This window comes from Paraburkholderia sp. GAS348, assembly GCF_050434205.1.
Lineage (GTDB): Bacteria > Pseudomonadota > Gammaproteobacteria > Burkholderiales > Burkholderiaceae > Paraburkholderia.
Genome location: NZ_JBNPVT010000022.1, coordinates 56,619 through 70,858 on the forward strand (window position 1 = coordinate 56,619; position 14,240 = coordinate 70,858).

Here is a 14,240-nt window from a genome sequence, read left to right on the forward strand (position 1 = left end):
GTCATGCCCTCGTATCCGGTTGTCCGGGTCGCTGCGCGTCGCGATTCCATGGCAGGTTTGCAGACCATCTAACCAGCTTGAAACGCAAGCGGTCGAGGTAGAGGTAGATCACCGGCGTTGTGTACAAGGTAAAGACCTGACTCAGGATCAGGCCGCCCATCACCGTGATACCGAGCGGTTGGCGCAGCGACGCGCCCTGGCCAATGCCGATGGCCAGCGGCACCGCGCCGAGCACGGCGGCGAATGTGGTCATCATGATCGGCCGCAGACGGACCACGGCGGCCGAGTGAATCGCGTCCTTCGCCGGCATGCCTTCGCTGCGCTGCAAGTGGATCGCGACGTCGACCATCATGATGCCGTTCTTCTTGACGATACCGATCAGCAGGATGATGCCGATCAACGCGATCACCGAGAACGGTGTGCCGAAAATCAGCAATGCCAGCGTCGCACCGATGCCCGCGGACGGCAGCGTCGACAGGATGGTCAGCGGGTGGATCGAGCTTTCGTACAACACGCCGAGCACGATATACACCACGCCGAGCGCCGCCAGGATCAGCAGCGGCACCGTACCCATGGACTGCGAGTAGGCCGCCGCGGCGCCGGCAAACGATCCGTGGATGCTGGCGGGCATGCCGATCTCGCGGATCGTGTTGTTGATCGCCACGCCCACCTTGCTCAACGAACCGCCCGCTGGCAGGTTGAACGAAATCGTCGCGGCCACGAGGCCGCTCTGGTGGTTCACCTGCGTTGACGTATGGCTGTTCGAGAACGAAGCCAGCGCCGCCAGCGGCACCATGGTTTCCGCCGACGTGCTGTCCGCACTGCCGGTCGAACTGCCGCCCTTGCTATTGGCAATGCTGTTGGTGGTCGCGTTGGCTTGGGCGTTCGAGTTGAGTGCGTTCGTGGTCGCACTTGCTTCGGTCGCCACGGTCACGCCCGACACCGTGGCACCCGGCATCTGCGTGGCCGCCGTGCCGGTAGCGTTGCCCGACGCCCTGCTCAGGTAAATCTGTTTGAGCGTTAGCGGGTATTGCCAATAATCCGGCGCCACCTCCATCACCACGAAATACTGATTGAGCGGGTTGTAGATGGTCGACACCGTGCGTTGGCCGAACGCGTCATACAGCACGTTGTCGACCTGGTTCGGCGCAAAGCCGTAGCGCGCCGCCGTCGAGCGATTGATGGTGACGTAGGTCTGGAGACCGTTTTGCTGCAAGTCCGAGTTCACGTCGAGCAACTGCGCGTGCTCCTTGCCGAGCGCGGCGACGAGTAGCGGTGTCCACTTGAACAGCGCGGCGGAATCGTCGCTGGTGAGCGTGTACTGATACTCGGCAGCGGATTGCCGTCCGCCGATTCGCAGATCCTGCTGTGCCTGGATAAAGAGCCGGGCGCCCGAGACCGCATTGAGCTTGGGCCGCAGGCGGTTCACGACGTCGGTGGCCGTGGCGTGGCGTTGCGCCAGCGGCTTGAGTTCGATAAACACGTTGGCGGTATTGAGCGCGCGGCCGCCCGTAAAGCCCGCTACCGAGGCCACTGCTGGATCCTTCTGCACGATCTCCTGCAATTGCGTGAGCTTCTTTTGCATCGCCGGAAAAGAGATGCTCTGGTCGGCGATGATCTGTCCAATCAGAATGCCCGTGTCCTGCTCGGGAAAGAAGGTGGCCGGCACCAGCTTGAACAGGAACACGTTGCCCACCAGCAGACCAATCAACAGCAGGATGACCAGCAGCGCGTGGTCCAGTACAGCCGTAAGCGAGTGCGCGTAGGCATTCTTGAAGCGATCGAACTGCTTTTCGACCCACATCGCCCAACGCGCTTTCGAATGCCCTGCGTTGTCGCGGCTCAGCACGTAGGCGCACATGGCCGGCGTGACTGTCAGCGAAATCACCAGCGAGATCAGGATGGCGATGGACAGCGTGACCGCGAACTCATGGAACAGCAGGCCGACCACACCCGGCATCAGCATGATCGGGAGAAACACCGCGATCAGCGACAGGCTCATCGAGATCACTGTGAACCCCACCTCGCCGCTGCCTTTCAAGGCGGCCTCTTTCGGACTGAGCCCCAACTCCATATGACGCACGATGTTTTCCAGCACCACCACCGCGTCGTCGACCACGAAGCCGGTACCGATGGTGAGCGCCATCAGCGAAAGGTTGTCGATGCTGTAGCCGAGCAGGTACATCGGCCCGAAGGTGCCCACGATCGACAGCGGCAGCGCGACGGCCGGCACCAGCGTGGCGCGCGGCGACTGCAGGAAAATGAACACGACGCCCACCACCAGCAGCACGGCGATGAACAGCGTGCGCTCGGTGTCGCCCACCGACGCTCTGACCGACTCCGAGCGGTCGATCGCGATGCCCACATGCACGCTGCTCGGCAGTGTCGCCTCGATTGACGGCAGGACCTGGCGGATCTGCGCGACGGTGCTCACGACATTGCTGCCGGGCATCGGATACACGATAACGAGGATGGCGGACTTGCCGTTGAAGAGGCCGGCATTGCGGATGTTTTCGTTCGAATCCTTGACCTCGGCCACGTCGCGCAACTGGACCGGCGCGCCGTTGCGGTAGGCGACCACCAGGTCGCGATACGGCGCGGCATGCGTGATCTGGTCGTTGGAGGTGACCACATAGCGCTGCTCGCCCTCGTCGAGATGGCCCTTCGCGCTGTCGGCGTTGGCGGCGCTGATCGCCGCGCGCACGTCTTCCAGCCCGATGCCGTAGCTGTTCAGCTTACCCGGCTGCAATTCCACACGTACCGAAGGCAATGCGCCGCCGCCAAGCGTGATCTGGCCCACCCCCTGGACTTGCGAGAGTTGCTGCTGGATCACCGAGTCCGCGGAGTCGTAGAGCTGTGCCTTGGTGAGCGTGTCCGACGTCAGCGAGAGCACCATGATCGGCGCATCCGCCGGGTTGTACTGGCGATAGCTCGGGTTGCTGCGCAGCGTGGTCGGCAAGTCGGCGCGCGCTGCCTGGATGGCTGCTTCGACGTCGCGCGCGGCGCCGTTGATGTCGCGCTTCAGGCCGAACTCGACCACGATCACTGACGAGCCGACGGAGCTGATCGAAGTCAGTTCTTCAACGTCGGCAATGGTGGCGAGCCGCCGCTCGAGCGGCTCGGCCACCGTGGTCCCCATGATGTCCGGGCTCGCGCCGGCCATGTTCGCCTGCACCACGATGACCGGAAAGGCGATGTTCGGCAACGGCGCAACCGGCAGCCGGAAGTAGGCGAGCGCCCCGGAGATCAGGATCGCGACGGCCAGAAGCGTGGTCGCGACAGGCCGCCGGATGAATAACGCCGAGATGTTCACGGCGTTTCCTCCGCACTGCCAGGAGGCGAACTCTCCGGTTTATTGCGGTTGCGCCAGCGTCTCGTACGCTCGGCCATTCTGTCGAAGAACAGATAGATCACGGGCGTGGTGAAGAGCGTCAGCACCTGGCTCAGCGTCAGACCGCCGATGATCGCGAGACCCAGCGGCCGGCGCAATTCCGAACCCGTGCCGCTGCCGAGCAGCATCGGCAGCGCGCCGAGCATGGCGGCGAGGGTGGTCATCAGGATCGGGCGGAAACGCAAGAGCGACGCTTCGAAGATCGCCTCGCGCGGCGGCTTGCCGTGATTGCGCTCGGCGTCCAGCGCGAAGTCCACCATCATGATGGCGTTCTTCTTGACGATACCGATGAGCAGCACGATACCGATAATGCCGATCACATCCAGGTCGCTGCCGGCGATCATCAGCGCGAGCAGCGCGCCGATACCCGCCGAGGGCAGGGTGGAGAGAATCGTTACCGGGTGGATGAAACTCTCATAGAGCACGCCGAGCACGATATACACCGCCACCAGCGCCGCGATCAGCAGATAGACTTCGCTCGACAGCGAATCTTCGAATGCCTGGGCCGCGCCCTGCAGCGACGAGGTGATCGACGGCGGCAGATTCACCGACTGTTCGGCCTGATGGATGGCTTTGACCGCCGTGCTCAGCGACGCATCCTTCGCGAGATTGAACGAGATGGTGACCGATGGGAACTGCGCGAGATGGCTGATCACGAGCGGCGACTTCGTGATCTGGATCTTCGCGATGCCCGATAGCGGCACCTGGCCCGTGCTGCTGGTCTGACTCGGCAGATACAGATTGCCGATCGACTGCACATTCGGCAACGCTTCCGGTTTGGCGACGAGAATCACGCGGTACTGGTTCGACTGCTCGAAGATGGTCGAGACAATGCGCTGGCCGAGCGCGTCGTACAGCGCGTTGTCGATCGTCGCGGGCGTAATGCCGAAGCGCGCCGCCAGTTGCCGGTTAACCTCGATGTTCACGCTGAGGCCGTCGGTATTCATGTCGCTTTGCACGTCGGCAAGCGACGGAATCTGCTTCAGCTTCGCTACCAGTTCCGGCACGTACTTCTGGAACGCCTGCTGGCTCGGTCCGCGCAGCACGAAGCTGTACTGGTTCGGCGAGACTGTCGTGTCGAGCGTCAGATCCTGCTCGGGCTGCATGTAGAGCCTGACGCCCGGCACATTGGCGACTTCCTGTTGCAGACGCCGGGCAACCTCTTGCGCCGTGTCGGAACGCTTGTCGCGGTCGCGAAGATTGATCAGGAAGCGGCCATTGTTCAGCGTCGAGTTCGTGCCGTCGATACCCACGTAGGAGGTCAGCGAAGTGACATCCGGATCTTTCAGGATCGCATCGGCGAGCGCGCCCTGGCGATTCACCATCGCGGCGTACGACACCGAGTTGTCGGCTACGCTAATCCCCTCGATCACGCCGACGTCCTGCACCGGAAAGAGGCCCTTCGGAATCACCACGTACAGGATGCCGGTCAGCACGACCGTGCCGACGGCCACCACGAGCGTTAGTACCTGGTGATCCAGCACCCAGCGCAGTCCGCGCTCATAGGCGCCGAGCGTTTTGTCGAACAGGCCCTCGCTGATGCGCTCGAAGCGACTCGGATGACGGTCGGCCTGCGCGCGCAACATGCGCGCACAGAGCATCGGCACCACGGTCAGCGACACGATTGCGGAGATCACGATGGTGACGGCCAGCGTCACCGCGAATTCGCTGAACAGACGGCCGATCACGCCACCCATGAAAAGCAGCGGAATCAGCACGGCAATCAGCGAGATGGTCAGCGACAGAATCGTGAAGCCGATCTGGCCCGCGCCTTCCAGCGCGGCTTCGAGCGGTGTCTTGCCTTCCTCCAGATAACGCACGATGTTCTCGATCATCACGATCGAGTCGTCGACCACGAAGCCGGTGGCGATGATGAGCGCCATCAGCGAGAGGTTGTCGATCGAGTAGTTCAACTGGTACATCACAGCAAGGGTGCCGATCAGCGAAACCGGCACCGAGATGCTCGGAATGAGCGTGGCGGGCACGTTGCGCAGGAATACGAAGATCACCGCGACCACCAGCACGATGGCGAGAATCAGTTCGAATGCCGCGTCTGAGACCGACGAGCGGATCACGCCCGTGGTGTCCGACACTACCGTCACTTTCATGCCGGCCGGCAGCGTGGATTCGAGCTGCGGCAGTTGCTTCATGATCTGGTTGACGGTCGCGATCACGTTCGCGCCCGGTTGCCGCTGCACGTTGAGCACGATGGCCGGTGAGCCGTTGTACCAGGCGCCGCGCTCGACGTCCTGAGCAGCCTGACTGACCCGCGCGACGTCGCGCATGAACACCGGGGCGCCGTTCTGGTAGGCGATCACCGTGTCCAGATAGTCCTTCGGATCGGTGATCTGATCGTTGCCGTTGATCGTGTAATCGAGGTCCGGGCCATCGAAATTGCCCTTCGGCTGGCTGACGTTGACATAGCTGAGCAGCGTGCGCAGATCGTCGATGTTCAGGCCGTAGGCGGCCAGCTTGTGCGGGTCCGCTTCGACGCGAATGGCCGGCACATTGCCGCCGCTCGTCGTGACCACGCCCACGCCCGACACTTCGGAAATCTTGGTGCCGAGGCGGTTGTTGGCGATGTCCTCAAGCTGGGTCAGCGACATCGACTTCGACGTGACCGCGAGCGTCAGGATCGGCTGGTCGGCCGGATTGACCTTTGCATACGTCGGCGGCGCCGGCAGGCCGGACGGCAGGTAGCTGTTGGAGGCGTTGATGGCCTGCTGGACGTTCTGCTCGGCGATGTCGAGGTTCAGCGACAGATCGAACTGCAGCGTGATGACCGATGCGCCGTCCGAGCTATACGACGTCATCTGTTGCAAGCCGGGGATCTCGCCCAACTGCACTTCGAGCGGCGCCGTGACCGTGGTGGCCATCACGTCCGGGCTCGCGCCCGGATAGAACGTCTGCACCTGGATGGTCGGATAGTCGACGCTGGGCAGCGATGAAACCGGCAGCACGCGCATGGCGACGAGGCCAATCAGCACGAGGGCGATCATCAGCAGCACCGTGGCTACTGGTCGAAGAATAAACAGACGGGAAATATTCATCGGCGCGTGAGCCTGCTACGACGAAGCAGCATTGGCCGACGCCGCCGCGGACGCAGCAGCGGGTTTGGAGGCGGCAGGCGCCACGGCGGCGCCGCTGGCCGCCGGATTGACCGCTGTGGGCTTCGGCCTGGCCGCCTCGATTTTGGCGCCGTCGTTCAGGCGGTCTGTGCCGTCCGTGACCACCTGGTTGCCTTGGGAGAGGCCGGACAGGATGACCGTGTTCTTGCCGTCGCTCGGGCCGAGCTTGACCTTGTGCACGGAGACCGTATTGTCCGCGTTGACCAGATAGACGAAGTCGCCCGGCGCGCCGGTTTGCACGGCGGGGGTTGGCACCAGCACGGCATTCTGCAGCGTGTCGACCAGCAACTTGACGTTGACGAACTCGTTGGGGAACAGCGCTTCGTCCTCGTTGGCGAATGTGGCGCGCAAGGTGACGGTGCCGGTCGCCGTGGCCATCTGGTTGCTGACGGCGTAAAGCGTTCCTGTGGCAACCTCGCGCGCGTTGTCGCTGGAATAGGCGGTGACCGGCAAGGTCGCGCCGCCATTCAGGCGCTGCACGATGGAGGCCAGCGCGTCCTGCGGCACCGTGAACTGCACGGTGGTCGGCTTGATGGTGGTGATGACGACGATCCCTGTCGACGATGAGGCCGTCACGTAGTTGCCCGGGTCGACCAGGCGCAGGCCGACTTTGCCGGAGACCGGCGCGGTGATGCGGCAATAGGTCAGGTCGAGGTCGAACTGGGCGATGTTGGCGAGATCGGACTGGACCGCAGCCTCGTCTTGCTGCACGAGGAATTGCTGATCCGCGAAGGTCTGCTGGGCGATCGACTTGCGCTCGTTCAACTGCGTGTAGCGGGCAAGATCGGCACGTGCCTGGGCAAGTGACGCCCGGTCTTTGGCGAGCGTCGCCTGAGCCTGTTGCTTGCTGATCTGATACTGGCGCGGATCGATTTGGGCGAGGAACTGGCCTTTCTGTACTTCCTCGCCTTCGTGATAGCCGACGGCCGTGAGGTAGCCGCTTAGCTGCGGCAGCACGGTCACGGTGGCGGTCGGCGTGACCGTGCCGAGTTCGCTCAACGTCACTGGCATCGAACCGAGCGTGACGCGCGCCACGGTGACGACGATGGGTGCGGCCTCGCGCGTGGGCTTCTTCTGGGTCAACAGGTGGACAACGACAAGCGCGATCAGCGCCAGCACGATAACTGCAAACAGAATGAGCCCGCGTCGGGAGCGCTTGGGTTGCCTGGACACGGCGTCGCTCATACGTTTCTCCGAAAACAGATACTGCCGTTGATGATCGGACGGGGCGTCGCCGGCTGCCGCGAGGGCCCCGCTGACAGACCGTGCGTTGCTCATACTCGCCTTGGTGGAAGCCGGTGGTCAACGATCGGGGCGAGGCATGGCATCAATGTACCCGGGGCGCGCAAGGCTTGCGTTACCAGAATGAAACATGTCGGGGTCCGAACGGCTCCGTCGGGTTTCTTTCGGCCCACAGCCTGCGCCAACGGACGGTTGAGCGTGGAGGGCGTTGGGCAGCGGTCACGGTGAGCGGGGATGCGCACTGAAAGCTTATTGAAATTATTCGAGCCTCGTAACCTCCCATTTCACATCGCGTCCGACATTAAGGGTATGAAGGATTATGGGCCATCCGGCAAACTCACCGACGTGGAATATCGCGAAGGGCCGAATCAGCCGGCGCGACTGCAAGACGAAGTTCCCGGTAGGCGGTCACCAGCGCGTCGAGGCTGAATGTCCGGTTCAGGCCGCTTGGATTTGGCAACACCCATGCACGGGCGCCGCCGAACGCTGTCGGTTGTGGGCCCCAGTGGATGTCGCGATTGCCCGACATGGCGGAGAGCGCCATCTTTCCAAGGAAGGCAACACATTGCGGCGCATATCGTTCAACCTTTCGCTCGAATTCCGTTGCGGCCGCTTTGAACTCCGATTGCGACAGTTCGTCTGCTCGTGCGGTTGGACGCGAGATCACGGTTGTCAGGCCACAACCATATTGGAGAAGAGTGCGATCGTCCTCAGGACAAATCTGTTCGGGAGTAAAACCCGCCAGATGAACGGTCCGCCAGAACCGATTGCCTCTGCCGGCAAAATGGCGGCCAGTCGACGCCGCAAGGACGCCTGGATTTATGCCGCAAAATACCACTGATAAACCCGGTTCAAGGATATCGGGAAGACCTTGAAGTGAATCGGAGTGGGTCACGGATTGGATAAGCCTTCATTGGGAGGGGCATGGACAAGATTACCGCAATGAAGGTGTATGTGAAGGTGGTCGAAACGACCAGCTTCACGAGAGCCGCCGAAGTTCTGCATACCTCGGCTGTCTATGTGACCCGTATGGTTCAGGCTCGCGAACTTCGTCGTAGGTTGCCTGCCAGAAGAGACCCTTGTTTGAATAGGAAAGTTTGCTGCCGTCCGACCGGCCTTGGGAACTCCCGAGTCGGCTCGAACTGCCGAGTTGACCAGGCGCGCTTCCATCCCTTAGACCGGACGTCGATCGCCGAGTAGCGTGGAAAAGACGCGACTATGAATTTTTTCCGTCACCCAGGAGAATTTTGTAGATATTAGCCGGATACACCCAGTCGCGAGCTTTGCGCTCGATGAGATCCATAAATGCTGGGGGACCACTGCAGTAGATCTGCGTGTTCGCATGTGCTGGGCTCATCGCGTGAGAAGTTGCCTGCTCCAATCGGTCTGCATCGAGGCCAAAATGGTGATGGACCCTGCCTTCGCTTTTAAGCGCGTCAAGTTCTTGCCGAAAGACTGCACGTTCAGGCGATCGAGCGAAGTTGTGCAGCTCGAATTTTTGACCTGCCAGTGCAAGCCGTTTCGCGATTCCCGCGATCGATGCAGCGCCAACACCGCCAGCAAAAAGTATCGATTGTGTGCGACCGTCTAAAATAACTGTAGGACTCCGTGGTGTTACGATAAGCGCCTCGTCTCCTTGATTCAATGAGATGCCTGCTGTTTCTGTGTCCGTTTCGCCATCATCCTGTCTCACAGCGATTACATAAGCACGCGGCCGGGACGTAAAACAGCACAGGGGATATATTCTCTCCTTGCCGATGACGTTGTCGAGAAAAAGTGTGACGCAAGATCCATCGTCAAACGACGGAAGCTCCGATCCGGACTTGGTTTGAAGTTCGACGGCATGGTAACTCTCGGCAAGCTGCCATTTCCGTGTAACGATGACTGAGAGGAGGTTGTCGTGCATGTCTTCTCCAATAGGACCTTCGTCTTCCTGAATCGGGAGTTCGTCGGTGTATGGATTGCATGAGATGGCCAGTCCAGGAAACTGTTGGAAGGGCGGCTGAATGTCAGATTCAGGTTAGGGCGGAAGAGATCCACCAGCAAGGCGTTCAACGCGAATACCACGTATATAACTCGGCTGATAGAGGGTGGCCGGTGGTGCGTTGATGCATGTCCCTGCAAGTCCATGACTTGGGCTCGCGGCAACGTCGAAGGTTGTTGTAGGGAAAGAAAATTATAATAGGCGCGCCCGTCCACTTTCGGATCGCCCGCATGATGTGTCCCTCTCATGCCGCGCAAGAGCATTGGGCGTCCTGACCTTTTTGTATCAGACCCCTTCACTGCTCGAGCCGATCCACCCTATTCAGCCATGCATACTCAGTTCCGCTTTACCTCCGCGGCTTTCGCGCTTGCGCTAGTGAGCGCACTGTCTGCGTGCTCGACGCCGAAGCCGCTCTATCAGCAAGAACAGTTCACCACAGGCGACAGCCCCTATGCGCACAAGTTCACCGCGAAGGCGGAGCCCGCTTGCGAAGCCGCCCGCCGTGCGTTGCTCAGCCAAGGATATATCGCCAGTTCAACGAGGTCTGATTCGGTAGATGGCTCGAAAAATTTCCAGCCTACCAGCGATTCGCACGCGGTGATCGAAATCCATGTGGTCTGCACAACCGACGACCCCAAAAGCAACAGCAGCACTGCGTACGTGAACGCGGTGCAGGATCGCTATGCGCTGAAGAAGAGCAACACCTCGGCGAGCGTCGGTCTGAGCGTGTTCGGATCGCTATCGCTGCCGATCGGCTCGAGTGATGACTCGATGGTGAAGGTTGCGAGCGAGACGATTCCCGCCGGCGTTTTCTATCAGCGTTTCTTCGCGCTAGTCGAGCATTACCTGAAGGTCGACTCTGCCCAGCCGGCCTCCGTTGACGCCGCTGCGGCGCCGAAGGAGACGCTGCCGTCGATGAACGACGCCGTGCCGCCGATCGGGGCAGCCCAGGCAGGCAGTGATTCGGAGAAGGCGACGAGCACCAAGTAAGCGTCGCCGGTATCCTTCCGAGCCGGGGCAGGCGGGTTTTCTTGCGGCCGGCGTCCACCCAAGTATGCGTCTTGAACGCAGTGACAGTCAGTTCGACACCCACCTCATTGCCAGTAAGACGCTCGCAAATGAAATCGGGGTTCTCGCAAGATGACACGACCATAAGCGGCTGGCACCGGCGCACGGACAGGGTGACCCACGTATGAACATATGCAGCTCATGGCGACTTTACAAGTCCACCGTGACTTTGCATGCGGATGTGAATTGCGGTCTTGAAGACCCCTCGGACCTCATTGCCGATCTGGAAGAGGGATTCGAGCGATTTCGCTCAATGGCGTGAGATTGCGAGCGGATTTCGGTCACGACAGGGTCAGGCAATGAAATGTAGTCCAGCGTCTCCGCGGCCTGACTTCCATACCGGTGTGACGCAATTTGCGCGGACCCGTCGCGTCGGAAGGGCCGGGTTTAGTATGGAGAAATCGACCTTCGACTTCACGTTCCGAACGACTGCTGAAGCCTGCGACTACCCGTGCCGCCGCCCCGGTGGCGCCGCGATCGGCCTGGGCGGCAGCGCTCGCGCGCGCCGGGCGGGCCGACAACGACCGGGAAACGTTGGGGCCTAACGTGCACCAAAGTAAATCGGCTTCATACCGTCATTGGGGTCGGGGCGAACCGACGCACGGATCGCATGTCCCATCGAATGGATCGAATGATCCAGTGCGCGAAGCGGATGATGTGAACCCGACGCCGATGTGTCATCGGCCACACCACCGTAGCCTGACACAGCGGGGTTGTTCATGGGGGCGCTGTCGTCCGACTGAGCAAACGAAACGGTCGGGACGGCGAGTACCGCGGCAACTGCAATGGCTTGAATGAGCGATTTCATAATGAAACTCCAGTCTTGGATTTGCTGCGAACTGTTGTCCGTAGCAGGTGATACCAAGTGTAGGAAAGCGATCGCTCATCATTAAGCACCTTGTTCACAAGGGTGCATTCCAATTTTAGGTGTAAACCCAATAGGTCCCAGATCCCAATCTGAGGCTGGCATGGTCCGGCATTACGCGGGTCATTCCTGCGGGGAATGACTGTTATCGATAGCGCCCATCTTCTTCTCGAGCGCCTTGCGCTTCACAATCTGCTCGCCACGATGCGCGGCCACGATCAGTACAACACCACGCCCTGCTCGCGCCCGGACCGCTATCGCGGCGTGTCTCGTTCGTTTTCTACGTTCGGTAGCCGGCATCGGCGTGGCGCACCTAGCCAATACTCGCAAGCAGTGGACGGCGGCGCTCTGCTGGACTGACAACGGACCTTCGACTCGAGAGCCACATGAAAGCAATTGAATTGCGTCAACTGCGCTACTTCTCGATTCTTGCGCGGGAACTCCATTTCGGCCGGGCGGCCGACCTCGCGTCGATAACGCAATCTGCGCTTAGCCAGCAGATTGCGAAACTCGAAGAACTGGTGGGCGCGCAATTACTGAACCGCGACCGGCGCGGCGTGACGCTGACCGCTTCGGGCGAGGCTCTGCGGAACAGCGCCGACGCCATCTTCGCTCAGGTTGAGCGCGCGTTGCGCGAGGCGCAGGATGCCGCGGGCCATAGAGAATCCAGGATCTCGATCGGTTTGGTCGAGTACGCGAATCTGCCATTTATTCCGCCTGCGCTCATTCGGCTGCAGGCACTATATCCGGACGTCACGATAGAGCGCCACGAGATGAACCCGGCGCAGCAGATCACCGCGCTGACCAAAAAACATATCGACGTCGGCTTCGGCGCATTGGTCGACGCTGCACCAGGCAACGACGACGTACTGGTTCAGCCGCTGTTCGAAGCACCCTGGGTCTTGTTGATGCGCAGCGATCACCGGCTGGCAAACGTCGACCGCCTGAACCTTTGCGATCTTGCGCAGGAGCGACTGATCGGCTCGGCACGTGCAGTCAACCCGCCGCTTTATGACTCGATCGTTGCTCACTGCCAGCAAGCTGGCTTCACGCCGAACTTCATCTATGAAACGGCGCAGGCACAAGTTGGCGTCACGCTCATCGAACAGGGGCTCGGCGCAATGATCGGCACCACATATCTATTCTCGTCGCTTCCAGAAACTTTGCACTACCGGCAGATCAACGGCCTCGAGCCCGTAACGGTCCAGATGTTGTCGCGCACAAACGAACGCAGTTCGCTGATACTTGACTTTCTCGATCTTGCGGCTGAAGAAGCGTGTTGCGCGCAAACCCGCGCTACGGCGCCTCGCACCTCCGGTCGATAGGCAGCGCTTAGGTCCATTCGATCGCAGCGCGTTTGCAAAGCGCCGGGCTCTGAACCTCCAGCCGGGCGCATCTCGCGATAAGCATGCGGTTCGCTTCACGTGTCGGATCGATTAGCGCCAGTAATCGGCCTTACAAGTATTTCGAATTGGCTAATACCGATGCTGTCATCCAAACTTCTCCTCAACGCATGAGCGGCTTGATGAATAGGCGGACCACCGTCGAGTTCATCCACCGGCATGCGTTCATGCACCGTCTGTTTCATGCGTATCGTGAGAATTCGGAAGTGGATGTGACATCACGCGAACGCATGCTAGAGATTGCAAAAAAACGCGCAACCAATGTATTTCGCGCATTCCCAATCGACTGGAATATTGAAGATGACTCAAGCACAAGCGAAGCCCGGAAAGACCCTTTTGTCCCCGAACGATCACACGCTGATCATGATCGACCATCAGTCGCAGATGGCATTCGCGACGAAGTCGATCGATGCGGTTCTTCTGCGCAACAATGTCGCCTTGGTCGCGAAGGCGGCCCGCGAGTTTGGCGTGTCGACGATTCTGACTACCGTCGCCGAAAAGGCCTTCTCCGGTCCGATTTTCGAAGAAATCAGCTCGACCTTTCCTGGCCAGGAGACGATCGATCGGACTTCTATGAATACCTGGGAGGACCCTCGCATCACAGCTCGCGTCAACGAAATCGGCAAATCACGCATCGTGATGGCGGGTCTCTGGACCAGCGTCTGCGTTGTCGGGCCGGCGCTTTCGGCGCTTGATCAGGGCTTGGAGGTGTACGTGATCGCTGATGCGAGCGGCGATGTTTCGGACGAAGCGCATCAGCGCGCGCTAGATCGCCTCGTCCAGCAGGGTGCACGCCCGATGACGTCGCTGCAGTATTTGCTCGAACTGCAACGCGATTGGGCTCGGACCGAAACCTACAATGAAACAGTTAAAACCTCGGTAGCGCATGGCGGCGGTTACGGACTAGGTCTGGTCTATGCGAAGACGATGTTCGGCGGTTCCGAAGGACACTGAACAAGATTTTTCATGCCCGCTCGGCCTTGGTCGATTATCGCCGACCGGTCGAGCCGGCGGCGATAATCGAAGTGCAGGTTGACCGGTGACAGCGATTGGCAAAGCGGCGATTATTATATATTTAGGATGACGATAAAGTTGTCATATTATCCGCGCCGCGTGACTAAATCAGTCATCCGATTTTTTGTCTGTGAATAGTCGTAGG

At 60.5% G+C, this 14,240-nt stretch carries 10 protein-coding genes and 1 pseudogene; 5 read left to right on the plus strand and 6 right to left on the minus strand.

What is annotated here, in order from left to right:
* Position 1: 1 nt before the first annotated feature.
* The 4 genes from P3T22_RS27115 to mug form a co-directional block, all read right to left on the minus strand.
* The gene (locus tag P3T22_RS27115; RefSeq protein ID WP_429326621.1) at positions 2–3,313 is read right to left on the minus strand and encodes an efflux RND transporter permease subunit; all 3,312 of its coding nucleotides are present in this window, start codon (positions 3,311–3,313) and stop codon (positions 2–4) included.
* Positions 3,310–6,441 carry an efflux RND transporter permease subunit gene (locus P3T22_RS27120; RefSeq protein WP_429326622.1) on the minus strand — a complete coding sequence of 1,044 codons (3,132 nt, stop codon included), beginning with the start codon at positions 6,439–6,441 and terminating at the stop codon, positions 3,310–3,312. The genes P3T22_RS27115 and P3T22_RS27120 overlap by 4 nt, the downstream gene beginning before the upstream one ends.
* A gap of 15 nt (positions 6,442–6,456) precedes the next feature.
* The gene (locus P3T22_RS27125; RefSeq protein ID WP_429326623.1) at positions 6,457–7,704 is read right to left on the minus strand and encodes an efflux RND transporter periplasmic adaptor subunit; all 1,248 of its coding nucleotides are present in this window, start codon (positions 7,702–7,704) and stop codon (positions 6,457–6,459) included.
* A 394-nt stretch (positions 7,705–8,098) separates the two neighbouring features.
* On the minus strand, positions 8,099–8,656 hold the full coding sequence (gene mug, locus P3T22_RS27130) for a G/U mismatch-specific DNA glycosylase (RefSeq protein ID WP_063500233.1): 558 nt from the start codon (positions 8,654–8,656) through the stop codon (positions 8,099–8,101).
* 47 nt (positions 8,657–8,703) lie between these two features.
* On the opposite strand from mug, the gene P3T22_RS27135 reads away from it, so the two are divergent.
* Positions 8,704–8,961: a helix-turn-helix domain-containing protein gene (locus P3T22_RS27135; protein ID WP_429326649.1), complete on the plus strand. Its 258-nt coding sequence runs from the start codon at positions 8,704–8,706 to the stop codon at positions 8,959–8,961.
* A 16-nt stretch (positions 8,962–8,977) separates the two neighbouring features.
* On the opposite strand, the gene P3T22_RS27140 is transcribed toward P3T22_RS27135, so the two are convergent.
* Positions 8,978–9,667: an oxidoreductase gene (locus tag P3T22_RS27140; protein WP_429326624.1), complete on the minus strand. Its 690-nt coding sequence runs from the start codon at positions 9,665–9,667 to the stop codon at positions 8,978–8,980.
* Positions 9,668–10,072: 405 nt separating this feature from the next.
* Between P3T22_RS27140 and P3T22_RS27145 the strand changes: the two are divergent.
* Positions 10,073–10,678 (plus strand): annotated as a pseudogene (locus tag P3T22_RS27145) (DUF2242 domain-containing protein); the annotation flags it as partial.
* Between the two features lie 676 nt (positions 10,679–11,354).
* Here P3T22_RS27145 and P3T22_RS27150 read toward each other — a convergent pair.
* Positions 11,355–11,621: a hypothetical protein gene (locus P3T22_RS27150; RefSeq protein WP_063500231.1), complete on the minus strand. Its 267-nt coding sequence runs from the start codon at positions 11,619–11,621 to the stop codon at positions 11,355–11,357.
* Positions 11,622–11,816: 195 nt separating this feature from the next.
* Here P3T22_RS27150 and P3T22_RS27155 point away from each other — a divergent pair, with 195 nt between their 5' ends.
* The 3 genes from P3T22_RS27155 to P3T22_RS27165 all read left to right on the plus strand — a co-directional run bounded on the left by P3T22_RS27155 (position 11,817) and on the right by P3T22_RS27165 (position 14,035).
* Positions 11,817–12,038: a hypothetical protein gene (locus tag P3T22_RS27155; protein ID WP_429326625.1), complete on the plus strand. Its 222-nt coding sequence runs from the start codon at positions 11,817–11,819 to the stop codon at positions 12,036–12,038.
* 26 nt (positions 12,039–12,064) lie between these two features.
* Positions 12,065–13,003 carry a LysR substrate-binding domain-containing protein gene (locus P3T22_RS27160; protein WP_429326626.1) on the plus strand — a complete coding sequence of 313 codons (939 nt, stop codon included), beginning with the start codon at positions 12,065–12,067 and terminating at the stop codon, positions 13,001–13,003.
* Positions 13,004–13,381: 378 nt separating this feature from the next.
* The gene (locus P3T22_RS27165; RefSeq protein ID WP_429326627.1) at positions 13,382–14,035 is read left to right on the plus strand and encodes a hydrolase; all 654 of its coding nucleotides are present in this window, start codon (positions 13,382–13,384) and stop codon (positions 14,033–14,035) included.
* Positions 14,036–14,240: the final 205 nt, after the last annotated feature.